Here is a 23,529-nt window from a genome sequence, read left to right as displayed (position 1 = left end):
CCCTTCGCCGTACTCCGCGTCTGGCTCACCGCCCACGAAGGGGTGATTCCACGGGGGACTCACCCGCACGTGGGCCTGCTGGACACGCGGGAGCAGGAGCCGCTACGGCCCGCGCTTCGGAGGGTGAGTGGCGGCGGCAGCGGCGGCTTCGCGCAGCTTGTCCTTCTTGCTCTTGCGCCGACCCTTCACGCCGCCGTTCGGATCCTGGGGCGGGGTGGTCGTCGAGACCTCTTCCGTCGGCTCGAAGCCCGGCACCTGCTCGCGCGGGAGGTCGAGCTGGTGGCGTTTCTCGATGAGTCGGAAGTGGGCTTCGGTGTCCGCGCTGACGAAGCTGATCGCCACGCCCTTGTCGCCCGCGCGCCCCGTGCGGCCGATGCGATGCACGTAGTCCACGGTCGAGCGGGGCAGGTCGTAGTTCACGACCGCCGGCAACTGCGCGATGTCCAGGCCGCGAGCGGCGACGTCCGTGGCCACGAGCACGCGCACGCGCTTCGTCTTGAAGTCCGCGAGCGCCTGCGTGCGCGCGCCCTGGCTGAGTTCCCCATGCAATGACGTCGCGACGATGCCGGCGCGGTTCAGCTTCAGCGCGACATGGTCCGCCGTGTAGCGACTGGCCACGAACGTGAGCACATGGCTCCACGCATGTGTTTCCAACAGGTGCCGCAGCAGCATCGTGCGCCGGGGCACATCCACCTGGAGGGCCCGCTGGAGGATGAACTCCGTCGAGGGCAGCTCCCCGTCATCGACGTCGATGCGCGTGGGCTCGTGAAGCAGCTGCTCCGCGAACTTTCGCACCGCGGGCGGGAAGGTGGCGGAGAACAACAGGTTCTGGCGGCGCGCGGGCAGCAGCGCCAGCAGGCTGTTGAGCTCATCGGCGAAGCCCAACGAGAACAGCCGGTCGGCCTCGTCGAGCACCAGCGTCTCCACCTGGTCCAGCCGGAGCGCGTTCTGATGCACCAGGTCCAGCGCGCGGCCGGGCGTGGCCACGACGATGTCCGCGCCGCCCCGCAGCGCCAGCATCTGCGGGTTGGCGGAGACGCCACCGACCGCGAGGCAGGTCTTCAGCGGTTTCTTCAGGTGTTGGCCGTACCGCTGGATGGAATCGAGGATCTGCGCGGCGAGCTCCCGCGTGGGCACCAGGATGAAGGCCCGCACCGGTCGGACCGACCCTCCGGGACGCGCCCGCAGGGCTTCCAGGATGGGCAGCAGGAACGCGGCGGTCTTCCCCGAGCCCGTCTTCGCCGAAGCCCAGACGTCGCCACCTCGCAGGACCACGGGGATGGTCGCGCGCTGCACCGGCGTGGGTTCGTCGTATCTGAGTCCGGCCACGGAGCGGGTGAGCGCGTCCGACAGGCCGAGCGAAGCGAATGTCATGGGATGGAAGCCTTGGGTGGCGCGAGGACGCGGAAGCCTACCCTACCCGGGAGGTCCGCCCCCGGCATTCCTGCCCCCTCCTCATCCAGGCAAGGTGTCGCCCGGACCCGGTGGGGGGCGGGGGGCGTGGACTCGCCCCGTCGCGGGACGGCCCGACGTGTTACGAGCATGCTCATGGCGATATCTACCCTCCCTGAACGTCAGCGTGCCGTCCTCGTCGGTGTCCAGCTTCCGGGCGTCTCGGACGAAGAGCACGCCGCGGACTTCGCGGAGCTGCGCAGGCTGGTGCACACGCTGGGGTATGACACGGTGGCGACCGTGTCCCAGAAGCGGACGCGGCTGGCCACGGGCACGGTGCTCGGGACGGGCAAGCTCAAGGAGCTGGCGGCCCTCACCGGAGGCACGGGCGTGATTGCGTCCGGGGCGAGCGACCGGACGTCGAAGGCCCGTGAGAAGTGGGAGGCCGTCGCCAACACGGAGCCCGACCCCGAGGGCGAGGCCGTCGAAGAGGAGGCCGACGGCGTGGAGCCGGAGGACGCGCTGCTGCCTCCGCCTTCGGAAGAAGACGACAAGGCGGAGCCCCGGCCCACCGTGGTGGTCGTGGACCACGAGCTGTCGCCTGGCCAGCTGCGCAACCTGGAGAAGGCCACCGGCGCGATGGTGCTGGACCGCGCGGGCGTGATTGTCGACATCTTCCACCGGCACGCGAAGAGCCACGAAGCGCGGATGCAGGTGGAGATCGCCCGGCTCAACTACCTGGCCCCCCGGCTGCGCGAATCCACCGGAGGCCGTGAGCGACAGCAGGGGCGTGGCGCGGGTGACTCGGCGCTGGAGCTGGACCGCCGCAAGATTCGCGACCGGCTGGCGGAGCTGCGCGAGGGATTGGCGGCCATCCAGAAGGACCAGGACCACCGCCGCTACGCGCGAAGGGACCTGCTGCGGGTGGCGCTGGTGGGCTACACGAACGCGGGCAAGTCCTCGCTGATGCGTGCGTTGACGGGCAGCACGGTGCTGGTCGCGGACCAGCTCTTCGCCACGCTCGACACCACGGTGCGCGCGATGCAGCCGGAGACCCGTCCGCGCATCCTGGTCTCCGACACGGTGGGCTTCATCCAGAAGCTGCCGCACGACCTGGTCGCGTCCTTCCGCTCCACGCTGGACGAGGCCCTGGAAGCGTCACTGCTGCTCTACGTGGTGGATGCGTCGGACCCCACGTGGGCCGCGCAGCTGGAGGTCACCCGCACGGTGCTCCGGGATATCGGCGCGGACGCCGTACCGAGCAAGCTGCTCTTCAACAAGGCGGACCGGCTGGACGCGGCGGCGAAGGAAGCGCTGCTCGCGAAGCACCCGGACGCCCTGATGCTCTCCGCGCACATGCCGGACGACGTGGCGATGCTGCGCAAGAACATCATCGCCTTCTTCGAGTCCTCGATGGTGGAGGCGGACCTGGTGATTCCCTACTCCCGGCAGGGGCGCATCAGCGAGGTGTACGAGCACACCACGGTGGTGTCCCAGGCCTACGACGAGAGCGGCAGCCGGCTGCGCGTGCGGGGGCTGCCAGGGGCCATCGCGAAGCTCACCCAGACGTTCCAGGAGTAGGCCTTCCCTGGGGGCCACCCCAGCTAAGGTAGTCCACTCCGCCTGCCTCACGGGCCGGAAACCGGAGGCCGCTGACGCCCGCGCTCCGGCACGGCACCGGAGGCGGGCTGTTCCGGCGGACTACTCGGCGCGGCAGACGGCCGGCGCGGAGAGGTTGGGGCGAATCATCTTGAACGGCTGAATCAGGTCCGGGACGCGGAGCAGCGCGTCACGGCAGCTCGCCTCATCGTTGCCGGACATCTCCACCTTGAAGCTGCATTCCTGCGCGCCCTCGCAGACCGTCTTGGCCAGCCGCGCATAGCAGTCTACGGCGCGGGCGCAGGTGCCATCGCCCAGGTCCACCGACGCGGAGGAGGACGTCGTCGAGGCAGAGGCCGTGTTCGTGTTCGTCGACACCGACGCGCCAGCGGACAGGGAGTCCCGCGAGTTCGCGTCCGGGGCGTTCAGGTTGATGGTGACGTTCGTCTGCGCGGGCGCGTGGGTAGGGGCGGCGACGTAGCGCGGGTTGATGCGGTCCTGGGCGCAGAGGTACAGCTCCTCGCCCTTCTTGCGCACCGTGGCGAGCTTCGCCTCCAGCTCCTCCGGAGGAACCTGCTTGTCGTCCACGGAGACCTGGAAGGTGTACGCGTCCCTCCCATTGTAACGGTAATACATCGTGGAGGTCGCATCGTAGGTGACGGCGATGGCCGTGTTGTCCATGGACTGCGACTCGAGACCGCTCTCCAGGGCGCAGACGCCGATGGACGTCTTGGTCGTCGAGGCGTCATGCGAGTCGACGGGCAGCGTGTAGAACTTGTTGGCACCACAAGCCGCCAGAGAGAGACACAGAGACGTCAGGGACAGTCCCTGGATGAGCCGCTTCATGAGGTTTGCTCCTAGGAAGGGGAATGGGTCCGCGCTGGTGAAGCCCGGCGGAGTGGCGCATCGACGCGTGCGCCGGTTGCTCATTCAATCCTGACACGAAAAGGCCCGCCCCCGGAAGTCTCGGGGACGGGGCTGTCCCGGGCGTTTCTCGAAACCTGGGACTGGTGCGGTATCGGCGGCGCAGGTCGTCAGCTTGGAGGTGATGTCGATGGACGCGGGAGGGGGGCGCGCGATGCTGGAGCACTTGGGCCTGCCCACGACATGGCTTCCATGCCGCCAATACGCTCCAGTAGAGGTCCTGGGGCCGCAGCCAGGTCGTCCCTGGAGCTCGCGACACCTCGGTGGATGTCGCTGATGTGGCGGCGCTTGGGGTGACGGCCCCTCGGTGGTGACTGGCGCCATCCGCCTGGTGACTGCGGTCACCGGCCCAACGCCTCACACGGGGGCTCCGAAGTCATCGCAGCCATGTGAGATCAGCATGTTGCGTTGAATGCCTAAGGTGGCATGGGCGCTGCAGTGAGACAGCGCATGGGCGGGACAGACTCGCCGCAGCAAACCTCCTTCGCTGTCAGAAACCAGGTGATTCCCATGATCGGCGTCAAGGCCAAGGCCCCCTCGTTCTCCTCCATTCGTACGGGCGCTGCGCAGTCCTCTCCCACGGCCCCGAAGCCGTCGCCCTCGGCTGGGCCCGTTCCGGACAAGGGCGGGCGCGTCTCCCAGAACGCCGCGAACCTCCCCGCGCGGCCCTCCGGCCCGGTGGATTCGTTCCAGTCCGCGGGCGCGCCCGGACGGACCTTCGGCCGGGAGGGGGCGCTCCAGGCCGTGGCCGACTACGGCCCCGCAGCGCTCCAGACCGTGGCTGACTTCGGTCCCGCGGCGCTCCAATCCGTGGGTGGCTTTGGTCCGGGGCCCGCGCTCCCGCCCATGGGCAACTTCGGTCCTGTGTCGCCGCTCCATGCCGGTGGCGTGCCCATGGGCCACGTCAACTCGATGGATGGGTTCGAGACGCGCGCCATCACCCACCCGCAGTTCTTCAACGCACCGGTGTTTCCGGGGGCGCAGGGGCCAATCAACGAACCCGCCACCTTCGCGCCCCGCGGGCTTCCCAGGAACCTCGAGAGCCTGCAGAACCTCAATCCGGCGCCCGAGCCGGCTCTCGATGCCTCCGGTTCCGGCGTCCCGAGCGCCAAGGACAAGCGCCCGGCTGGAGACAAGCGGACGGCGGCGCAGATTGTCGATGACACCCCCGCGCTGAAGAACCTGGGCCGCCAGAAGGACATCAAGTTCGACCAGCTCTGCAAACAGACGGGCATCGACCCCAAGCTCGACCTGAAGGACGCGAGGCAGAACCCCGACGCCGTCTACCGTCTGGCCAAGGTGCTGGAGTTCATCGACAGCGCCAAGGCCTCCAACGGTGGGGACCGGTCGAACAAGGTCCAGAACGGCAAGGGCGACGGCAACATCGAGGGCATCACCAAGGATGGAGATGCGCGGCACGGCACCGAGGCCGGCATGGTGAAGGACTTCGCAGAGAAGGGGTACTCCTTCCTGGGTGAGCACCAATTGCCGACCACGAAGGACACCCACGTCAAGGCGGACGGAAGCAACAAGGACAACTTCCAATGGTTCGCGGGTGAGGCGGGCAAGCGCCTGTGGTTCCTGCCGGGAGTCAGCAACGTCCTGACGGGAATCGGCAACTCGGAGGGCGGCGTCAAGGGCGTCTTCGAGGGCGCCGCGAAGGGCTACTTCAACACCTTGAAGGGCGCCGCGGAGGGCGTCCTCGGGGCTGTTGGCAAGGGCCGCGTCAACCCGGCATCCATGATCTTCGGAGGCGCCATGGGCGCGCTGGGGAGCACCGAGGCCGCGCCGCAGCCGGTGAAGGACATCGCCAACATGCTCTGAGCCCGTGGTGCGGCCCTGCGCCAGCATCCCCTGGTTTGAAGACGTCCCTCGGAGCCGCTTCAGATGGGCAAGCGAGGGGCCGCAGTTCGGGGACTCGCTGTGTCATCCTCCGGGCTGCGTGAGGTGTGAATGCAGGAGGCGGGTGCTGGCGTCGCTTCACCGTGCATGTCACGCCCGTGCATGGCAGTTGGCTCAATCAGGCGGAGGTAGAGATCTCCCTGCTCTCACGTCAGTGCCTGGGCGGTCGGCGCATCCCAACCCTCGACAAACTCGCTCAGGAGACAGACGCCTGGGAGCGGTGGGCCAACCACCAGTGGCTCCAAATCCGCTGGCTCCTTGTGCTGAGCACGGTGGTTGATGGAGCCCGGGCTCGTTTCGGACCGGCTGGGTGATGGGAAGTGGCTGCGGGAGGGCGCGTCAGCGAGGACCACGATGGACTCGCCAGGAGCCGCAGCCTGCGATTCGAGGAACTTCCTTGTGGTTTCAATCTGGAGCGGCGTGGGTTTCGCTGACGCCACCTCAACCAAAGGGGACTGAACATGACGTCACCCTGCGAATTCCGTATCGCTAATTCCCCAGCCTGAGCTGTCCGGTTTGATGGGGGCAACTCCACGCCGCATGAACTGACTTGCGCCTTCTCGACACACCGGGATGCCTTTAGTACGCGTGTCCGGGTGCGTTATTCGAATCTCTCTACGCCCCGTCTCCACCTGTCCTGGTGGCCCCTGGTGCTCATCGCTTCAGGTGCATGGCTGCTGCGCATCGCGGGCTTCTTCCACCGGGGAGGCGCTTTCGGGCATCCCGTGGACTACGACGAGGGCGTCTATTTCAGTGCCGCCGCACTTCTTTCCCATGGTGTATTGCCCTACCGTGACTACTTCTTCGTCCACCCTCCTGGGATTGCCATGTTGCTGGCGCCGGTGGCCGCGCTCGCACGTGGCTTCGACGCAGCGCTGGCATTCGCGGTGGTCCGTTGGTTCGTCCCCGGGATCGGGGCACTGAGCACGCTCCTGTGCGGACGCATTGCTCAGGAGCAATGGGGAGTCAGGGCGGGCGTCGTGGCCGCGCTCGCCTATGCCGTCTTCCCAGAAGCGGCCGCCACCGAGCGCGGGCCCTTCCTGGAGCCACTGCTCAACCTCGCCTGTCTTGGCATGGCATGGGTTTGGCTGCGGCATGGGGCTGATGCCTCACGGTGGAAGGGGGATCTGCTGGCCGGAGCCCTTCTTGCCACCGCGTGCGCCATCAAACTGACAGCCGGCGCCTGGGTCATCGCCGCGGTGTGGGCTCGCGGCATGGAGGGCCAGGGACGGCGTGCCCTACGGGTCGTGCTTGTCGCGGCAGCCGTGGGACTGGTCTGGCTGGGCCCCTTCTTCGCGCTCGCCCCCTCCGCGATGCTCGATGGCCTTCTTCGGTTCCAGGTGCTCCGCCCTCCCGATGGCGAGTCAGATGTCTGGCGCCGGCTTCTCATGGTTCTGGGAGACGGGCGCATGGGCTTCTCCGTCCTCTGTGTATGGGGCTTGGTCGTGGCCCTGGCCCGAACTCGTCGAAGGGAGGCTGTCGCCGAGCGACTCTTCGCGGCCGCCTGGGTTCTGACGCTCGTGACCTTCTTGTCGTCGAAGAGCTATTGGGCCCAGTACAACGCCCACTTGGCGCCTACCATGGCGGTGCTCGCGGGGTTGGGGGCCTCCGTGGTGTTGAGTTGGGCGGACACACGCTCGCGCACGCAAGCCGCGCTCGTCACCACCACAGTGATGCTCATCGCACTCTCACCGCTGCCGGCGGCCATCCGCTCAGCGAATCAGCGAGACCGTTTCCTGCTCACGCTCGGGAGCGCACTCCGGGCCTCCGTCCCCCCGGATTCAGCCCTTTGCACCTTCGAACCGGCTTGGGCAATCGCCGCCGGGCGGCTTCCCGGAATCCCAGAGGGGACCCCCGTCCTCGTCGACCCCTACGGCCTCATGCTGAATGATGCACTGGGCACCCCCGGGCGCTTCGCTCACGCAGGAGCCGCTTTCGAGGATGAGCGCTCGCAGCGGACCATGCTCCCCATGCTTGCGCGCTGTGACATCCTGGTCCTTGAGGGGCGTGGCGAATGGCAGCTGTCCTCCGCCAGCGAGCGCTGGGTCCATGAGCACTTCGTGCGAGAAGGGCGCTTCTGGCGGCGTGCTTCTGAATGAAGCCTCGCGGATTCCCCAAGCCGGAAGGAAGCTGGAGGGGGCGAGCGATTCTGGAGCACCGGGACTGTCCACTGCGCGTGCAAGGCTGGCCACGGCGTGAGGGCCTCCAGGCTGCGTGGTGTTGAGGCTCAAACCATGGCCACCAGACCCAGGGGCCCCTTGCAGAGGTTCGCTTGCTGACCACGAGCGGCCCGCATGGTGCGCCGGTGGCGGGCGCACACGCCGCCGCAGGCGAACTTCACCTCCCAGTTGATGCGCGTCTGGGTCCCCGTGCCGTTGTAGTTGTCGAACCGGCCAGAGACGTTGGAGGGGAAGATGCGATTCCTCACGCGCAGGCCGCTCGGGAACTTCAGCTCTCGAAATATCGTGCCGAATGGCATGGAAGTCTCCTGCCCGCGGGGGCCGGAGTGGTCCGGCACCCGCCCCTGGAACGAGTGGTGACCCCGGCTCAGTGAAGGAGGCTTCCCGCGGGGGGCTCCGTGGCCACCATGCTCACCGGCTCCCAGGGGGCGAATGCATTCCGGGTCTGGCGGAGCGCGGGGGCGAGTCCCGGGTAGTGGCGCAGCAGCACGCTGGCCATGGTGTTCTCGTTGAGCCACGCCATCCCGGGCTGAGTGTAGAGGTTGACGTTCTGGTCGTTGGTGAAGAAGCGGTCGCTCGCCAGCCGGCGCGAGGCCATGAGGATGAAGATGCGGAAGGCCGTGTCGCTGAAGCCAAAACCCCTGGGCGGGTCTTCGGCGAGCATGCCCACCATCAGGTCCACGCGGTCCACGTGGCCGTAGACCTCACGCAGCTCCCGGGCCCACTGCTCGTTATGGGTGATGTCCTTGAAGGAGCGGGCCGGCTGGAGGTGCATCAGCTTGCGGAAGGCGTTGTAGCGAGGCACGCCGCGCTCCCGGTCGCGCATCACGTCGATGGATGCCAGGTCCACGCGGGACTCGGCGCCGTCCGGATCCTGCCGGTGGAGGTCGCGCAGGAAGGCGGGGTAGTTGTGCAGCACGAGCGCGCCGGGGTGGCTGATACCGAAGGAGTAGCAGAGGTCCACCATGGTGAGCCCGCCTTCGAGGGCTTTCAGCGTGTTGGGGCCGGCGATGTCCACCATCGCCACCTCGCGCACCTGGACGCCATCCCGCATCCGGTGCAGTCGCATCGTGTCGGGTATCAGCGAGTGCATGCGGTAGACGGCCACGAACTCCTCGGTCAGCGCGAAGGGGACGCCGTGGTGGTTCACCTCGCTCCCGGGGATGCCGCTGATGAGCTCGCTGCGGCTCATCCTCCCGAACAGCCGGGTCACCCGTTGGCCGACCAGGCCCCACCAGTTGGTGTTGAGGGCGGTCTCGGTCGTGGGATGCGCGAGGATCGCCGGCGTCCACTCAATGGTGTGGATTTTCGCCATCAACGCCGTGTTGATGAGGCGGGCCGTGTGGAAGAGCCGGTCGCCATCCCAGTCGGGAAACTCCAGCCGCAGCCGGTCCACGATGGCGTTGTGCTCCTTGGCGAACGTCGTATGCAGCAGGCTCAGGCCAATCCACCAGTTGTGCGTCACCCCGGACTTCTGCAGGTGGGTATTGGGGTCTACCGGGAGCTGCGCCTCCATCCCTTCGCCGACGAGGATGAGCTTGCCTCGACGCTGGCCGCCGTCCTCATCGTCCGTGCAGCGCAGGGCGCGCGTCTCCTCCTCGTTGCTCCCGTAGATCTGTGAGGCATCCCACCATTGTGAGTGCTGGTTGATGTACGTGGGCGGGCCATCCTTGGCACCGGGGATGCGAGTGGGGTCCTCGGGCGTGCGGCGGATTCGCATGGGGTCCTCGGACCAGGAGTCGCCGCGCTCCTTGTCCAGGGGGACCTTGAACTCGCCGCCACGCCTGGGCGAGCCATGGTCGAACCAGTCGTGGGTCATGAATTGAATCCACGCTGCGGCCAGCAGGTTGAGTGAGGTGGCCGGAACGAACGACTGGCGCGCGAGCAGCCGGTTGCTGATGACGCGGGGGCTCGGCTCCAGCAGCGCCGGCTCGGGCTCGGGCCAGGCGTTCTCGAGCGGGACGTTGCGGCCGAACCTCGTGCCCGCGGCGCCCATCCGGGGATTCGAGAGGTCGTTGTACGTGCCGTCGGCGGCGCGCCGGGTGGCCAGTTCCGGATCCCACGTGGGGGGCTCGGGAACCTGGGTGGAGGGCAGGTGTGTGGTGTCGTAGAGGTTCTTTGCCCGCAGCTCGTCGCGGATGGGTATCAGGTTGAGCAGGCCCAGGAACTTCGGCAGCCGGTGCCAGGCAATGACGCGGTTGAGCCCGGCGAAGACTCCAGAGAGGGCCCGCGAGGCGACGGTGCGGCGGAAGGGCCGGAGCGTGGACTGCGCGACCGGTTTGATTCGCCGCGCGGCGGCCGGATGGGGCACGCCAGTGGACACGCCCGCGACGGGTTGGACGGTCCCCTCCATCTCATCCATTCCACTCATAACCCCTCCCATGACCGTCACAGCCCCTGTCAGACGAACCGCTTCGGCCGGGGGGCCGTGGCCCCGCCATCATGGGAATGGCAGCGGTGGATTGAATCGTCCGGGTGTGTGGGGGGCGGTGCGCCAGGCGACGCTGTGTGGGGGCTCCGCGGCCGGGTTCACGAGTCCGCCCGGTGCGGCGGCGCGCTCCCAATGTGGTGGATGCGCGCACCACCGCGCGGCCGAGGCGCCGTTGCTTCCCGGTGTTGCTGGCTGGCCGTGAAGCGGCCGATGTCCTTCCAGAGCCTGATGAACCGCCGTTGATCGAAGCCCGCGGGGGAGTTCAGCAGATCGTACTGGCGGAACGTGGTGGCCGCGACACTGGCCTGGGACGGTGGGCACTGCGCGCTGAAGTGCCCGATGACGTCCGCATGATCGCCCTGGAGCAGGTGGCTGCGGGCCTCGTCCGGCCAGACCTGGGAGACGGAGTTGACGATGCCATCGTTGTCGGTGGGACGCAGCACCTGGTGCTTGCCGGTCCAGAGTTCGCGGAGTTCGCGCGTGCGCCGCAGCCGCTGCGGAGGATTGAAGGCAGTCAGCGCGTGCAGCACGTTGAACAAGGTGGGTGGCCAGGCCTTGCTGGGGGGCGCGACCGTTACGATGGAGCGGACCTGGATGTGGTGCTCCTCGATGAAGGCCGCCTCCGCAGCGAGCTCTGCATCCCCGGCATGGGCCGGACTCGGGGGAGCCAGGGAGGCGGGAGCTGGGTCCAGGTCGGTGATGACGGTGAAGTCGCTGGTCATGTGAAGCAGCCAGCGCAGCAGGTCGAAGTAGGTGCCGCGCGCGGTAGCACGCGGGAGGCTCGCCTCCCGGGAGTAGCAACGCACCAGGGTGTCGATGATGGCGTCGATCCAGTCGGCCGTCTGTTGCCTGGGACTCAATGTCATGAGGGCGCGCCCGAGGACCCCCAGCCCCACGCCTCTCAGTCCGCGCGCCCCCTCGTACATCACGCGCAGGAACAGGCGGGACGCGAGCACCTGTGGGAGGGAGTTGCCCAGCCGGTGCGCGAGCGCGGTTCCCTGGTGGGGCGTCGAGATGAACTGCACGGTACGGAACTGCTTGAGCAGCGGGAGCGGGCTGTCCGCACATTTCTGCTCCTGCTGGTTCCGGAGGTTGATGAGCAACTGGCGGAGGTCCAGGCCACCCGTCGAATGGCCGACCAGATGGATTTCATCTTCCGGCGCTATCGCCCGTCGATTCCGCAGTTCGGACAGCCACGACTGGAGCGCCTGGGCCCGCGTCTGGACGCTCGCCGTGGGCAGGTTGGTGAAGTAGTGCACGGGGCGCTCGTCGTCACCAGCCTGAAGCACTTCCGTCACGCCGTGGTAGTAGCGGAGCGAGCCCAGTGCATCAAATCCACCGAAGCCGGGCACGAGCACGAGATGGCTGGTCATGGATGCGCCTCCCCTGACTTGAATTAAGGCCGCCTGGGTGGAGACGCCACCGCGGGCCGGGGCAGGAAGGACGTGAGGGGGCAGGCGGCCTCGGGCCAGCCGCCCGCCAGGGGAGGGGACCCCGTGTGTCAGGGAAGTTGTCGCCTCGACTGAGGTGCCGAGCTGACGACGCCCATGGGGCGAGAGCAGGCAGGATGCGGTGCCGTACACGGATGCATTCAAGGCGCAGATGGTGAAGCGGATGGTGGGCCCTGGCGCGGTGAGCGCGGTTGCGTTGGCGCGCCAGGTGGGAGTCTCCCAGCCGACGCTCTCGCAGTGGTTACGGGGGGGCGAATAGGGTAGCTGCCTCCCCGCCACGGAGGGCACATGGCCCACCCCGGCTTCGTGCGCCTGGGGGACCTGTTCACCGCGTTCGACGTGGTGTCGGAGGTGCTGGAGACCGGCGGGGGCGGCTTCGTGGAGCCGCTCAAGCGCACCGCCGACGGGGCGCCCATCACCGACGCGCTCCTGCGCCAGGCCAACCCGGATGGTAAGGCGGTGGCCGAGGAGACTCCCCTGTGGGCGGAGCTCTTCGCCATCGAGTACATGTCCTGAGCGGGGGAGGCGAGGCGTCCATCGGCGGGGAGTGCCTTGACGGCGCGGCGGGGCCTGCGCGGCGGGCAGGTCGGGGCTGTGTCATTCGTCCAGTTCTTCGGCTCGGCGTTGCAGGTGACGCCGCACTTCCATTCGCTGGTGCCAGACGGCGTCTGCGTGCCGCGGGAGGGCGGCGTGGACAGGCGTGTACCCCAAGGGGCTCAAGCGGCCTCTCCACCGGCCTGGCACACAGCTCGGACGACCCCCGTCAGCGGCCCTCCTCGTCCCCTCTGCTCCTGCCCGCCACCCTCAACTGAGTCCCTATCCGTCTTATGCGCGGGCGCTCGAACGCGTGGATGTTTGCCGCGCTGAACACGGTCGAGCCGCCCATCGCCGAGCTCGAAGCCGCGACCCTCATGGAGAGCGACAAGAGCCGGCACGCGGAGCGCCTGCCCATGCTCGAGGAACGCATCCGGGTGCGTCTCGACGACCTCTCCGCGGCGCTCGGCCATTCCGAGTGGCTCGGCGGCGCCTTCAGCGCCGCGGACCTGCTCATGGTGACGGTGCTGCGCAGGCTCACCGGAGCGCACATCCTGGAGGACGATTCGAGCCTCTCCGCGTATGTCGCCCGGGGCGAAGCGCGGCCGGCCTCCCAGCGCGCCTTCGCCGATCAACTCGCGGTCTTCACCGCTGCATCGAATGTCTGATGTCACACACGAGAATCCCGGGTAGCGGCCCGCAACCCGCTCTAGAATCGCCGATATGAGCACTGCACCGTACCCTATTGGTTCCCCCGGAAGCCCCTGGGGTGAGGCGGAAGTCACGGCCTGGCGGTCCCGCCAGACCCGCAAGCGCAGCTACGCGGCCGACGTGCTGAGCGCGATAGAGCGCCTGCGCGCGCGCTTCGACGTGGTGCAGTACGGCCTGCTGGACTACCCGCCGGACACGTACCCGCTGTTCGCGCTCGCGAGCCGCGACTGGCGCGACGGGTTGCCGGTGGCGCTGGTCACGGGTGGGGTACACGGCTACGAGACGAGCGGCGTCCACGGCGCGCTGCAGTTCGTCGAGCGGCATGCGGCTGGCTACGCGGGCCGCTTCAACCTGCTCGTCGTCCCGTGCGTCAGCCCGTGGGCCTACGAGCGGATCCAGCGCTGGAACATGAATGCCATCGACCCGAACCGCTCCTTCCGCGAGCCCAGCCCCGCGGAGGAGTCGGCGGCCCTCATGCGGCTGGTCGCCCCGCTGCGCGACCGCGTGCTCGTGCACGTGGACCTGCATGAGACCACCGACTCGGACGAGGCGGAGTTCCGCCCCGCCTTGGCCGCGCGCGACGGCAAGCCCTTCGAGCCCGACCACACCCCCGACGGATTCTACGTCGTGGGCGACACCGAGAACCCGCGGCTCGACTTCCAGCAGGCGGTCATCGCCGCGGTCGCGAGGGTCACCCACATCGCCCCGCCCGACGCCGACGGCAAGATCATTGGCTCTCCCGTCGTCGCCCCGGGCGTCATCCACTACGCACTCCGCCAGCTCGGACTGTGCGCTGGCATCACGCGCGCCCGCTACGTGACGACCACCGAGGTCTACCCCGACAGCCCGCGCGCGACGCCCGCGCAGTGCAGCGACGCGCAGGTGGCGGCGGTCACGGCGGCGATCGATTACGCGTTGGCGCATCCGTAGGGGACGTGCCAATCCAATCTCGACGTCGAGCGCACGCCACGCTCGACCTCGTGGCCGTCACGGCTCACGTGGGCGAGCCGACGCAGGCGGCGCCGGTGGCAGCGGCGCAGGGCCCGCTGGAGTGGGAGTAGGACTTCAGGGTGGCGTGTCGTGCCTATCGCGCCCCGGTGGCCGCGTCCCGGGGTGCTGGCTTCGGTGCATCGCCTGCCGCCTCGGCGATGGGCCGGGCGTACCTGACCAGCGACAGCAGCATCTTGCCCGGCTCTTCGTTCATGAGCTCGTGAGCCGAGTTCTCGAACCAGACTAGGTGCTTGATGGGGGCGTGAAGGCGCTCGAACCATTCGGCCGCGACGCTTGCCGACACGTTGTAGTCGTGCCGGCCATTGAAGAGAAGCATCGGGCACTCGAGCCGGGTCACGTTGCTGAAGTCGGCCCGCAACACGGCGGGGAACAGCTTCTCCTCGGAGAGCTCGTTGGCGGTCCACACCGAGGCCAGCTCGGCATCCGTGTACTCCGGAGAGAGTGCGAAGCCCTCCGCTTCGGCCTGGCCACCCGTCCGCCCGTGCACCTGGCCACCATAGAAGCCGAGCCACTTGCGCTGGATCGCGACGACGGGCAGCTCGAGCGCAGCGCCATGCGCCGCGTAGGGCGCAATCGATTGCAGCTCCCTGATCGCCTCCTCGTTTCCGGCTGCGCGTGCCCTGTCCATGGCAAAGCGCCATCCGCGCCGTTCGCTCTCCAGAACATCGGTCGCCTGTCCCATTCCGATATACGCGTGCAGCCATTCCGGGTGACGTTGCGCTACGGACAGGCCGAGGTAGCTGCCCCATGAATGTCCGAGCAGGAAGATCTTCTCCTTGCCGAGCTCCTTGCGTGCCCAGCGAATCATCTCCTCGGTATCGGCGATCAACCGCTCCGCCGTCATGGTCGCCGCGACCGCGGAGGGGTCATTCGCCAGGTAGGTTTTTCCAGCACCGCGCTGATCCCACTGGATGACGGTGAAGTACTCCTCCCACCCCCGCTGGAAGTACCAGCTCGTCGGCATCGACACGAAGCCGGGACCTCCGTGGAGCATCAGCAACACGGGATTCGCCCGGTCGACGCCGCGGATCGAGACCCATTGGTCGATCCCGCCGATGCGGATCTTCTCCATCCGCTCCACACCCATGGGGGTTACGATCCGGCGCAGGTTGGCGACGATGGCGGTCGCTTCGCGCCGGCTGCCGGGTCCAGCCTGCTCCCTGGCCGTAGGGGTGCCTGCACAGCTCGTCAGGAGGATGGCCAGGCAGCAATTACGGAAGAGGTTCGTCATCTCGGTCCCGAGACAGTACGCAGGTGCTCGCATAGGGGGCATCGCCCACCTCCTTCCACTCTCTTCTGGCAGCGCAGGCTTGCACGAGCCTGACAGTCGCTGATTGTCGCGGCGCCTTCGCCCCGGGAGGAGTAGCGTCCGCCGACACGGAGGGGACTCATGCGTGCGCTCCTTGTCGAGGATGAGCCGGAACTCGCGCGGCTGGTGGCAAATGAAGCGACGTCCCAGGGCTTCTCGGTCGACGCCGTGGCTTCGGTCACCGAGGCCCGTAGCGCGATCCACCTGGGCGCCTACGCGATCGTGCTTCTGGACCGCCGCCTGCCCGATGGCGACGGCCTGTGCCTGATTCCCGAGCTCCGTGCCATGCAGCCGGAGGCGGGCGTGCTGGTGATCAGCGCGATGGGAGATGTCCCGGAGAGAGTCGCAGGCCTGGATGCGGGTGCGGATGACTACATGGGAAAGCCTTTCCATGCAGACGAGCTGCGGGCGCGCATCCGCTCGGTGCTGCGACGGCCTGCACAGGCGCGACAGCTGCAGCCGGTGCGCTGCGGCGCCATCGAGTACGACCTCGGCTCCAGGCAGATGACGGTGCAGGGAAGGCCGCTGCTGCTTCGCCGGCGCGAGGCCTCGCTGCTGGCCGCCCTGATGCGCCGCGCGCGGCGGGTCGTCCAGCGCGACACCCTCATCAAGGAGGTCTACGGGTTCGACGAGGAGCCCAGTGCCAACACCCTGGAAGCACACATCTCCAGGCTGCGACGGCGGCTCGAGGATTGTGGCGCGGGTGTGGTGCTGCACCCGGTCCGGGGCGTCGGCTATCTTATCGACGAGCCATGAAGCGTCTCACGGACTCCCTGGCGCCGCGCCTGATCGCGGCCGTCCTCGCAACGCAGCTCATCGTCATCACCGGGCTGATGCTGTTCTGGATGGTGTTCTCCCACTCCGTCTCGCACGACGATCTGTCCGCCGCGACCTCCCAACGTCGCGTCGCCGAGTCGATCACGCTGGACCCGGCAGGCGCCCCTCGCATCGAGCCATCGAGCGCTCTGCGCGCCTATCAGGCACGACGTCCGCAGCTGGCCTACGCCGTGTACCTGGACGGCCGCCTGGTGCCCGGATCATCGCAGCAGCTTGCCCACGCGATCGCTCCACGCGGCTGGGCCGCACCTGGCGCGAACCTCGAACCGGCGCCCACCCTCGCCGACCTGTACCGGCACTTCCCCGACCTGCAGTGTGTGCAGCTGCTCGCTGAGTGCGGAGATCCGGTGATCGCCCTCGGAGAGGGCCAGCGCGCGAACGTCTCGATGTTCCCGGTCCACGGCATCGGGACCGCGGTCGTCGTGACGAGCGGCAATCGCCTCGGACTGGATGACCTGCCAACCGCGCTGCTGACGCTGATTCCGCGCGTGATGAAGCTGTTTGGTTCGGCCGTCCTCGCCACCGTCCTCGTGCTGCCACTGATGCTGCGTCGCGCGCTACAACCCCTCACGAGGGCCGCCAACGCCGCATCCGGCATCGGCCTCGAGACGCTGGACCAGCGGCTGTCGCCCGATGGCGTGCCCAAGGAGATCCAGCCCTTCGTCACGGCCATCAATCAGCTGCTGGAAAGGCTTGAGCGCGGCGTCTCCCGCCAGCAACTGTTCGTCGCCAATGCCGCGCACGAGTTGCGCACCCCTGTGGCGATTCTCTGCGCCCGGCTTGACTCCCTGGGCGACAGCCCCGCCACGCGCGACCTGCGGCGCGATGCGACGCGGCTGGGGCTGATGGTCGACCAGCTGCTCGCGGCTTTCCGCATGCAGGGACAGACCCCGGCGGATTGGAGAGCGCTGGATCTCGTCCAGCAGCTGCGTGATCTGATCAGCGACATGGCGCCGCTGGCGCTGCGGAGCGGACGAGCCATCGCCCTGGAAGCCGCATCGCCCTCCGAGATGGTGCTGGGACAGGCCGATGGCCTTCGGTCGGCGTTGGCCAACCTGCTCGACAATGCGCTGCGCGCCGAGCCCGCTGGCGGGACGGTGATCGTCAGGATGGAAGCCAGCACGTCCAGCGCCACGGTCGACGTCGTCGATCACGGCCCCGGCGTCGAGGAGTCCGACCGAGAGAACATCTTCGAGCCCTTTTGGCGCCGGGAAGGTCAGTGGAGTGGAACCGGGTTGGGTCTGGCCATCGCCCGCCGCATCTCGGAAGGTCACGGCGGTAGCCTGCAGCACCTGCCCACAGAAGGCGGCGGCGCGACATTCCGGATGCGGGTGCGAAGAGCTCCCGCAGGAAGAAGCATCGACCCGTCAGCGTGTTGCAAAGATTGAGGCGCGTACTGGCTGGAGCCGCCCCATCGCCTGTGTCTGGCCCGACTCGCCTGCCTTCTGCCGCATCGACAGTTCCAGCTGGCGCGAGAGGGCCAGGGCAATCACCTTGGCGTACACCCGCGAGCATCAAGGTTGCGTGCCGCCTCGGAGATGGTGCGCCCCCCCGCTCCGAACTCCACCAGGTCGATGGCTTGGCTATAGAAGTCAGGCGCGGGTCTTCCTGGCGGATTGATGGCCTTCATGATGTGGGGCGTCCCCATGTACTGCGCGTGAGCTTCGTTGGGTCAAAGAAGCGTGAGATGTATTCTCTCATGTCGGCCAAGCGAGCATCGCGGCATCAATGATGGCGGCGAGCTTCTTCGCGGAGGCGCCATCGCGAGACTGTATCGACAAGCCCTCCAGCACCGTGGTGTAGAACGCGGCGAGCATCCCCACCTCGGCGGATGCAGGGAGGTCTCCATCGAGAATGCCTCGCTCGAGTCGCTGCTTCAGCGCACGCTCACCCCTGAGGCGATTCTCCGCGAGGAAGGTCCTGACCCGCTCGTTCTCCGGCGAGCCCAGGAGCGAAGACAGGACGATCATGCACCCCCGAGGTTTGTCGCTGGCGGTGTAGGCCCGCGCATTGGCGCGCAGCATCTCCTCCACCGCCGCGCGTGCGGACGGAGCATCCTCCAGGCTGCGGGTGGTGTGAATGCCTTCGAGCCGGTCGTAGAGTTCAACGGCTTCGCGGAAGAGCTCTTCCTTGCAGCCGAAGATGGAATAGAGGCTGGGCTTGTTGACGCCCATCGCATCGACCAGATCCTGGATGGACGTGCCCTCGTAGCCGCGCGCCCAAAACACCCGCATCGCCTCCACAAGTGCCTCGTCGCGGTCGAACCCGCGGGGGCGGCCCATCACAGCGGAGGGCTTCTTCGTCTTCGCCTTGCGCGGAGTCATCGCTCGATTGCCCGCAGGCCAGCGACGCCGGTACCGATCATCACCAGGAAGAAGATACGTGGTGCCGAGACCTGTTCGCCGAGAAATAGCATGCCGAAGACCGCGACGCCGCACATGCCCATCCCCACCCAGACAGCGTAGGCCGTTCCGACGGGCAGTTGCTTCAAGGCGAGCGACAGCAGCACCAGGCTGACCATGGCGAGGCCGATGCCGATGACACTGGGCCAGAACCGGGTCAGGCCGTCGGCTCGCTTGAGCGCGAGCGCCCAGGTGATCTCCAGACACCCGGCCAATATCAACACAATCCATGCCATGAACGCCTCTTGCTGTCGCGGCTTCAAGCCGAAAAGCCACCATCGACCGCGATGGAGGTGCCTGTGATGAATCGCCCGCTGGCACCCGCCAGGTGCCCGACGGTGGCGGCGATGTCCTCGGGCTGCGCGTAGTGCTTAAGGGACATGAGCGCCAACTCGGCCGCGACGGCGGGTCCGGTCGCCGGATTCATGTCGGTATCCGTCGACCCGGGGTCGATCACGTTCACTGTGATGCCGCGCTCGCCGACTTCCCGTGCCAGGCCCTTCGTCAGGCCGATCAAGGCGGACTTGCTCATCGAGTAGAGCGTGACTCCGCCATAGGGCACGCGCTGCGCGAAGCAGGAACCAATCGAGATGATGCGGCCACCCTGCGGCATGTGCGCGAGCGCGGCTTGAGACGCGACGAACACGCCTCGAACGTGGATTGCCAGCGTCCTGTCGAGTTCCTCGAGTGTGACCTTTTCGAACGGTCCGGAAGGGAAGATGCCGGCGTTGTTGACCAGGATGTCCAGGCGGCCCAACTCGGACGCCGCGCGGTCGACTGCGCCACGGACGGCGTCGGGGTCTCCGTTGTCCGCCTGGATGGCCACGGCCCGTCGGCCGAGTGCCTTGAGTTCACCGACCAGCGTGGCCGCTTTGTCGCCAGAGTTCGCATAGGTGAAGGCTACGTCCGCCCCCCCCTTTGCCAGATGCCGAACGATGGCGGCGCCGATGCCACGCGTGCCACCTGTCACCAACGCCGCCTTGCCACTGAACGCCATCATGTCCACCCTCTACTTTGAAACCGGTCGTTTAAAATGTCTACGCAGCGAGGGTGTCTCCGTCAAGACTTCCTTAATGACCGGTTCATATGTCCCCAGCAGAGCCCTTTGCGGGAAAGAGCCCGCGCTCTCTGCGCCAAGGTGAGTGAGCCAGTTCCCTCAAGCAGGTGAGGAGGAGGCGAGCGAGGGGCTTGATGCTCACCTTCGGCCCCGCCTGGGTGCGTTGACGCTCCCCGAGGTGAACCGCAGCCCGTCTTGATGGGGCGTTCTCCGCCGCGGCCGCTGAGCTCTCGCCCAAGTCGATCAACAACCTGTGCGGCTTCGCACAGTGCCTCTTCTCCAAGGCCATCCAGCGCGGGCTCTGGAAGGGCGACAACCCTGCGGCTGCCGTCCGCCCGGCGCAAGGTGTCCAAGCGCGCCCCGTCCTATCTCAATGCCAAGGAGGTGGCGCCGGTGGTGCGGAACACCGCGGATGCCGCTCAATGGACAGACGCCCTTGAAGAGATTTCCAAGGAATTGAGAGGCATTGAGGGAAGTGGGCCCTCCTGGATTCGAACCAGGGACCAATCGGTTATGAGCCGACAGCTCTAACCGCTGAGCTAAGGGCCCTCATGCGCCAACCAACTGCGTGACGGATTGCATATCGCCGGGTACGCAGTCCTGGCAAGGGGCGTCGTTTTACCCGGCTTCAGCGCTTACGCTTCGTTGCCAGTCCAGGGGCCGGCGCCTCGCGGGGCACCTTCACGCGGAAGGTGTCCCCACGCTGCGTCACCTCCACGCCCTCGGCCCTCAGTCGCCGTGCCTGCTCCTGCGCCACCTGGGGCGCCAGCGTCCCGTCCGAGCGCGTGACGCGCCACCAGGGCAGCGGCAGCTCGGGCTGCTGGGGCAGGGTGGCCATCTCCCGGCCCACACCCCGCGCCGCCCCAGGACGGCCCGCGTAGAGCGCCACCTGGGCATAGGAGCGCACCTGCCCTCTCGGAATGGCCCGGACCGCCTTCCACACCGCCTTGGAGAAGGGGAGGGGAGCCTTCTTCACTTCTGCCTTCGGTGTCTGGGTCTTCGCTCGGAGCGCCACGGCTCCGGACTCTAGAAACACGAAGGCCCCCGGTCCATGAATGGAGCGGGGGCCTACGTACCAGCTCAGCTCAAGCCCGGCTCAGCTCTCCACGAAGGAGCGCAGGCGCTTGGAGCGGCTCGGGTGGCGCAGCTTGCGCAGGGCCTTTGCCTCAATCTGACGGATGCGCTCGCGCGTCACCTCGAAGTCCTGGCCCACCTCTTCCAGCGTGTGGTCGGACTTCTCGCCGATGCCGAAGCGCATACGGAGCACCTTCTCCTCGCGCGGCGTCAGCGTGGCGAGCACCTTCCGGGTCTGCTCCGCCAGGTTCATGTTGATGACGGCGTCGGCCGGCGACACGAGGCTCTTGTCCTCGATGAAGTCGCCCAGGTGGCTGTCCTCTTCCTCGCCAATCGGCGTCTCGAGGGAGATGGGCTCCTTGGCGATCTTCAGGACCTTGCGGACCTTGTCGAGCGGCAGCTCCATCTTCTCCGCGATCTCCTCCGGCGTCGGCTCGCGGCCAATCTCCTGCACCAGGTAGCGGCTGGTGCGGATGAGCTTGTTGATGGTCTCGATCATGTGCACCGGGATGCGGATGGTGCGGGCCTGGTCCGCGATGGCGCGGGTGATGGCCTGACGAATCCACCAGGTGGCGTAGGTCGAGAACTTGTAGCCGCGCTTGTACTCGAACTTGTCCACGGCCTTCATCAGGCCGATGTTGCCCTCCTGGATGAGGTCCAGGAACTGCAGGCCGCGGTTGGTGTACTTCTTCGCGATGGACACCACGAGGCGCAGGTTGGCCTCCACCAGCTCGCTCTTGGCGCGCTCGGCGCGGCGCTCACCCAGGCGGATGGCGTCATAGTTGCGGCGCAGCGACTCGACGGGGAGGTTGGCCTCCTCCTCGACCTTCTTGATCTTCCGCACCGCCGTGCGCACGTCGCGGTCCAGGACCTCCAACTGCTCCGGCGTGAGGTTGAGCTGCTTCTGCAGCTTCTTGCCGATGTTGGGGTTCTCCCGCGACTCCTTCAGCTGCGGGCGCAGCTCCTTCATGGAGCAGTCGTAGCGGCGCTCCAAATCACGCAGCTCGTCCTCGGCCTTGTCGACGCGCTCGATGAGGGCCTTGAGGTTGATGACGATGCGGTCCACCTGCTTCTTGTTGAGCCGCATCTCCTCCAGGACCTCCATCATCTTGGTCCGGAGGTCCTTGATCTCCTGCTTCACTTCCTTCTTGCGGACCTCGGTCAGCTTCTTCTTGGAGGACAGCTCCTCCTCCAAGACGTCGCAGTCCTGGGCGAACTTGCGGAAGCGCTCGATCTGCTTGCAGATCTGCTCAATCTTGTTGAGCTCGCTCTGCGCCAGCTGCGCCGGAGCGTCGCCCTCGCCGACCTCCTCGGGCGCCTCTTCGGCACCTTCGGACTGCGTCTCTTCCGGCGCGTCCTTGATGACGTCGCGCACGCGCAGCTTGGCCGTCTTCAGCTTGTTGCCAATGTCGAGTATCTCCTCGACGGCCACCTTGCACGCCAGCAGCGCGCGGAGGACTTCCTTCTCACCGTCCTCGATGCGCTTGGCGATTTCGACCTCGCCCTCGCGGGTGAGCAGGCTGACGCTGCCCATCTTGCGCAGGTACAGGCGCACCGGGTCGTTCGACTTGCCGCCCGGCTCGTCGTCCTCGTCCTTCTCGTCCTCGTCGGCGTCTTCCTTCTCTTCCTCGACGGTGACGGTGGGCTTGATTTCGTTGTTCTGAGCGGCCTTCTGCGCGTCGACAATCTCGATGTCGTTGTCGCCGAACATGCTCATCACGTCGTCGATCTGATCGGACGACACGATGTCGGCGGGGAGCGCGTCATTGACCTCGTCGTACGTGAGGAAGCCCTTCTCACGGCCCGCGGCGAGCAGGTCCTTGACCTCCTTGCGCTCGGCGACCGGATCCTCCTCGATGTCGTCCTCGACGGCGTCGGGGTCGACCTGGACGGCGGCGGCGGCCTCTTCCGCGGCCTCCTCCGGGTCCACGTCATCGCCCATGGCCGGCGCCACGCCCTTCTTCTTCTTCTTGAGCTTCTCCGTCGCCTCGGCGACGACGTCCCTCGCGACGAGTTCTTCCTTCTCCTCGGCGCCCGTCTTGGCCCCCTTCGCCGCGGCACCGTCCGGAGCCTTCTTCTTGCGGATCACCGGATCCACCTTCTTCTTGGTCGGCTTCACGGACGCCTTCGAGGGCTTCTGCGTCGGCATTCGGGTACTTCTCCTTGAGCAAATTCAGGGGCTTGAGGCCTGGGCGAGCCGGCCGATCTACCGCAAAGTCAGGGTTTCTTACAAACGCGAACTCAAACCGGTTGCATGGGCGCCTTTGTTCCCGAGGAGGCAGGCTTGAGCTCCTCCAGGACACGCTTCTTGAGCGCCAACAGTTCCACGCGCTCCGCCAGGAGCTGGCGCGTCTCCTCTGTCAGGTCGAACGCCCCCGGCGTCTGCTCCGTCGCCCGCTTTATATAAACGAGCCGCTCGTCGATGCGCCGCACCATGATTTCCCTGCAGATGGAGAGGAACGCCGCCTCCAGGGGAACAGGTTCCGAGGGGAGCTGCCGCAGCGCGCTTTCAATGCCGCGCTTCACGGCTTCCGAGGATTCAAAGAGCGCATCATTGGCGCCGTGTCCCGACGTCGCATGCGCCAGCGCCATGCGCAGGCCCATGTGGGACAGCTCGTCACACACGCGGAAGGTGTCCCGCGCCATCAACCGTGGCTCTTTCAACACCGCGCCCACGTAGAAGCACTCCAGCGCGGGGGGCGGCTTCTCCAGGGG

21 protein-coding genes, 1 tRNA gene and 2 pseudogenes are annotated in these 23,529 nt (G+C 67.4%); 11 read left to right on the top strand and 13 right to left on the bottom strand.

The window, feature by feature from the left end; genetic code table 11:
- Positions 1-102: 102 nt before the first annotated feature.
- On the bottom strand, positions 103-1,374 hold the full coding sequence (locus F8M74_RS22900; RefSeq protein WP_141257329.1) for a DEAD/DEAH box helicase: 1,272 nt from the start codon (positions 1,372-1,374) through the stop codon (positions 103-105).
- A 174-nt stretch (positions 1,375-1,548) separates the two neighbouring features.
- Here F8M74_RS22900 and hflX point away from each other — a divergent pair, with 174 nt between their 5' ends.
- Positions 1,549-2,973: a GTPase HflX gene (hflX, locus tag F8M74_RS22895; protein WP_163884543.1), complete on the top strand. Its 1,425-nt coding sequence runs from the start codon at positions 1,549-1,551 to the stop codon at positions 2,971-2,973.
- Between the two features lie 120 nt (positions 2,974-3,093).
- On the opposite strand, the gene F8M74_RS22890 is transcribed toward hflX, so the two are convergent.
- Positions 3,094-3,837, bottom strand: a complete 744-nt coding sequence (locus F8M74_RS22890) for a hypothetical protein (protein ID WP_228559950.1) — start codon at positions 3,835-3,837, stop codon at positions 3,094-3,096.
- 588 nt (positions 3,838-4,425) lie between these two features.
- On the opposite strand from F8M74_RS22890, the gene F8M74_RS22885 reads away from it, so the two are divergent.
- The 3 genes and pseudogenes from F8M74_RS22885 to F8M74_RS22880 all read left to right on the top strand — a co-directional run bounded on the left by F8M74_RS22885 (position 4,426) and on the right by F8M74_RS22880 (position 7,916).
- The gene (locus F8M74_RS22885; RefSeq protein WP_141257332.1) at positions 4,426-5,739 is read left to right on the top strand and encodes a hypothetical protein; all 1,314 of its coding nucleotides are present in this window, start codon (positions 4,426-4,428) and stop codon (positions 5,737-5,739) included.
- Positions 5,740-5,903: 164 nt separating this feature from the next.
- A pseudogene (locus F8M74_RS37990) lies at positions 5,904-6,038 on the top strand (IS630 family transposase); the annotation flags it as partial.
- 504 nt (positions 6,039-6,542) lie between these two features.
- The gene (locus tag F8M74_RS22880) at positions 6,543-7,916 is read left to right on the top strand and encodes a hypothetical protein (RefSeq protein ID WP_228559952.1); all 1,374 of its coding nucleotides are present in this window, start codon (positions 6,543-6,545) and stop codon (positions 7,914-7,916) included.
- A gap of 128 nt (positions 7,917-8,044) precedes the next feature.
- On the opposite strand, the gene F8M74_RS37510 is transcribed toward F8M74_RS22880, so the two are convergent.
- The 3 genes from F8M74_RS37510 to F8M74_RS22865 all read right to left on the bottom strand — a co-directional run bounded on the left by F8M74_RS37510 (position 8,045) and on the right by F8M74_RS22865 (position 11,801).
- The gene (locus F8M74_RS37510; RefSeq protein ID WP_194857014.1) at positions 8,045-8,296 is read right to left on the bottom strand and encodes a hypothetical protein; all 252 of its coding nucleotides are present in this window, start codon (positions 8,294-8,296) and stop codon (positions 8,045-8,047) included.
- Positions 8,297-8,364: 68 nt separating this feature from the next.
- Entirely contained in the window at positions 8,365-10,368 is a 2,004-nt protein-coding gene (locus tag F8M74_RS22870; protein WP_228559954.1) for a peroxidase family protein, read from the bottom strand.
- Between the two features lie 158 nt (positions 10,369-10,526).
- A complete protein-coding gene (locus F8M74_RS22865) occupies positions 10,527-11,801 on the bottom strand; it encodes a triacylglycerol lipase (RefSeq protein ID WP_228559956.1) in 1,275 nt (424 codons plus the stop codon).
- 199 nt (positions 11,802-12,000) lie between these two features.
- On the opposite strand from F8M74_RS22865, the gene F8M74_RS38675 reads away from it, so the two are divergent.
- The 5 genes from F8M74_RS38675 (at position 12,001) to F8M74_RS22840 (ending at position 14,054) form a co-directional block, all read left to right on the top strand.
- Positions 12,001-12,138: a transposase gene (locus tag F8M74_RS38675; protein ID WP_141257334.1), complete on the top strand. Its 138-nt coding sequence runs from the start codon at positions 12,001-12,003 to the stop codon at positions 12,136-12,138.
- Positions 12,139-12,167: 29 nt separating this feature from the next.
- Positions 12,168-12,395 (top strand): hypothetical protein, encoded by a 228-nt coding sequence (locus F8M74_RS22855; RefSeq protein ID WP_141257335.1) that lies wholly within the window; start codon positions 12,168-12,170, stop codon positions 12,393-12,395.
- Positions 12,396-12,473: 78 nt separating this feature from the next.
- The gene (locus F8M74_RS38670; protein ID WP_368667186.1) at positions 12,474-12,746 is read left to right on the top strand and encodes a hypothetical protein; all 273 of its coding nucleotides are present in this window, start codon (positions 12,474-12,476) and stop codon (positions 12,744-12,746) included.
- Positions 12,731-13,081, top strand: a complete 351-nt coding sequence (locus F8M74_RS22845) for a hypothetical protein (RefSeq protein ID WP_141257337.1) — start codon at positions 12,731-12,733, stop codon at positions 13,079-13,081. Before F8M74_RS38670 ends, F8M74_RS22845 begins: the two co-directional genes overlap by 16 nt.
- 55 nt (positions 13,082-13,136) lie before the next feature.
- A complete protein-coding gene (locus tag F8M74_RS22840) occupies positions 13,137-14,054 on the top strand; it encodes a M14 family metallocarboxypeptidase (RefSeq protein WP_141257338.1) in 918 nt (305 codons plus the stop codon).
- 154 nt (positions 14,055-14,208) lie between these two features.
- Here the strand turns inward: F8M74_RS22840 and F8M74_RS22835 are convergent, their stop codons facing one another.
- Entirely contained in the window at positions 14,209-15,366 is a 1,158-nt protein-coding gene (locus F8M74_RS22835; RefSeq protein ID WP_141257339.1) for an alpha/beta fold hydrolase, read from the bottom strand.
- A gap of 159 nt (positions 15,367-15,525) precedes the next feature.
- Here F8M74_RS22835 and F8M74_RS22830 point away from each other — a divergent pair, with 159 nt between their 5' ends.
- Both F8M74_RS22830 and F8M74_RS22825 read left to right on the top strand, forming a co-directional pair.
- Positions 15,526-16,200 (top strand): response regulator transcription factor, encoded by a 675-nt coding sequence (locus tag F8M74_RS22830; RefSeq protein WP_011555180.1) that lies wholly within the window; start codon positions 15,526-15,528, stop codon positions 16,198-16,200.
- Entirely contained in the window at positions 16,197-17,669 is a 1,473-nt protein-coding gene (locus F8M74_RS22825) for a HAMP domain-containing sensor histidine kinase (RefSeq protein WP_141257340.1), read from the top strand. Before F8M74_RS22830 ends, F8M74_RS22825 begins: the two co-directional genes overlap by 4 nt.
- A 309-nt stretch (positions 17,670-17,978) precedes the next feature.
- Here F8M74_RS22825 and F8M74_RS22820 read toward each other — a convergent pair whose 3' ends face one another.
- From F8M74_RS22820 to F8M74_RS22790, 7 genes and pseudogenes are all read right to left on the bottom strand, one after another.
- Positions 17,979-18,563, bottom strand: a complete 585-nt coding sequence (locus F8M74_RS22820) for a TetR/AcrR family transcriptional regulator (protein ID WP_011555178.1) — start codon at positions 18,561-18,563, stop codon at positions 17,979-17,981.
- Between the two features lie 38 nt (positions 18,564-18,601).
- Positions 18,602-18,919 carry a multidrug efflux SMR transporter gene (locus tag F8M74_RS22815; RefSeq protein WP_141257342.1) on the bottom strand — a complete coding sequence of 106 codons (318 nt, stop codon included), beginning with the start codon at positions 18,917-18,919 and terminating at the stop codon, positions 18,602-18,604.
- A gap of 23 nt (positions 18,920-18,942) precedes the next feature.
- Positions 18,943-19,689 carry a 3-oxoacyl-ACP reductase family protein gene (locus F8M74_RS22810; RefSeq protein WP_141257343.1) on the bottom strand — a complete coding sequence of 249 codons (747 nt, stop codon included), beginning with the start codon at positions 19,687-19,689 and terminating at the stop codon, positions 18,943-18,945.
- A gap of 527 nt (positions 19,690-20,216) precedes the next feature.
- A tRNA-Ile gene (locus F8M74_RS22805) sits at positions 20,217-20,289 on the bottom strand.
- Between the two features lie 79 nt (positions 20,290-20,368).
- On the bottom strand, positions 20,369-20,716 hold the full coding sequence (locus F8M74_RS22800; RefSeq protein ID WP_228559958.1) for an MGMT family protein: 348 nt from the start codon (positions 20,714-20,716) through the stop codon (positions 20,369-20,371).
- A 120-nt stretch (positions 20,717-20,836) separates the two neighbouring features.
- Positions 20,837-22,963: an RNA polymerase sigma factor RpoD gene (gene rpoD, locus F8M74_RS22795; protein WP_011555174.1), complete on the bottom strand. Its 2,127-nt coding sequence runs from the start codon at positions 22,961-22,963 to the stop codon at positions 20,837-20,839.
- A 92-nt stretch (positions 22,964-23,055) separates the two neighbouring features.
- Positions 23,056-23,529, bottom strand: a pseudogene (locus F8M74_RS22790) (DNA primase); the annotation flags it as partial.

Origin of the sequence: Myxococcus sp. CA023, assembly GCF_010998615.1 — a bacterium.
In the GTDB taxonomy this organism is placed as follows: domain Bacteria; phylum Myxococcota; class Myxococcia; order Myxococcales; family Myxococcaceae; genus Myxococcus.
The sequence above is the reverse complement of the archived record's forward strand: the minus strand, read 5'-3'. Positions and strand labels throughout refer to the sequence as shown.

Bases quoted from the DNA above. Each gene is read 5' to 3' on its own strand.
- F8M74_RS22865 (WP_228559956.1), bottom strand. From the start codon at position 11,801: ATGACCAGCCATCTCGTGCTCGTGCCCGGCTTCGGTGGATTTGATGCA.
- F8M74_RS22830 (WP_011555180.1), top strand. From the start codon at position 15,526: ATGCGTGCGCTCCTTGTCGAGGATGAGCCGGAACTCGCGCGGCTGGTG.
- F8M74_RS22840 (WP_141257338.1), top strand. From the start codon at position 13,137: ATGAGCACTGCACCGTACCCTATTGGTTCCCCCGGAAGCCCCTGGGGT.
- F8M74_RS22870 (WP_228559954.1), bottom strand. From the start codon at position 10,368: ATGAGTGGAATGGATGAGATGGAGGGGACCGTCCAACCCGTCGCGGGC.
- F8M74_RS37510 (WP_194857014.1), bottom strand. From the start codon at position 8,296: ATGCCATTCGGCACGATATTTCGAGAGCTGAAGTTCCCGAGCGGCCTG.
- F8M74_RS22885 (WP_141257332.1), top strand. From the start codon at position 4,426: ATGATCGGCGTCAAGGCCAAGGCCCCCTCGTTCTCCTCCATTCGTACG.
- F8M74_RS22855 (WP_141257335.1), top strand. From the start codon at position 12,168: ATGGCCCACCCCGGCTTCGTGCGCCTGGGGGACCTGTTCACCGCGTTC.
- F8M74_RS22845 (WP_141257337.1), top strand. From the start codon at position 12,731: ATGTTTGCCGCGCTGAACACGGTCGAGCCGCCCATCGCCGAGCTCGAA.
- F8M74_RS22815 (WP_141257342.1), bottom strand. From the start codon at position 18,919: ATGGCATGGATTGTGTTGATATTGGCCGGGTGTCTGGAGATCACCTGG.
- F8M74_RS22900 (WP_141257329.1), bottom strand. From the start codon at position 1,374: ATGACATTCGCTTCGCTCGGCCTGTCGGACGCGCTCACCCGCTCCGTG.
- F8M74_RS22835 (WP_141257339.1), bottom strand. From the start codon at position 15,366: ATGACGAACCTCTTCCGTAATTGCTGCCTGGCCATCCTCCTGACGAGC.
- rpoD (WP_011555174.1), bottom strand. From the start codon at position 22,963: ATGCCGACGCAGAAGCCCTCGAAGGCGTCCGTGAAGCCGACCAAGAAG.
- F8M74_RS22890 (WP_228559950.1), bottom strand. From the start codon at position 3,837: ATGAAGCGGCTCATCCAGGGACTGTCCCTGACGTCTCTGTGTCTCTCT.
- F8M74_RS22825 (WP_141257340.1), top strand. From the start codon at position 16,197: ATGAAGCGTCTCACGGACTCCCTGGCGCCGCGCCTGATCGCGGCCGTC.
- hflX (WP_163884543.1), top strand. From the start codon at position 1,549: ATGGCGATATCTACCCTCCCTGAACGTCAGCGTGCCGTCCTCGTCGGT.
- F8M74_RS22820 (WP_011555178.1), bottom strand. From the start codon at position 18,563: ATGGGCCGCCCCCGCGGGTTCGACCGCGACGAGGCACTTGTGGAGGCG.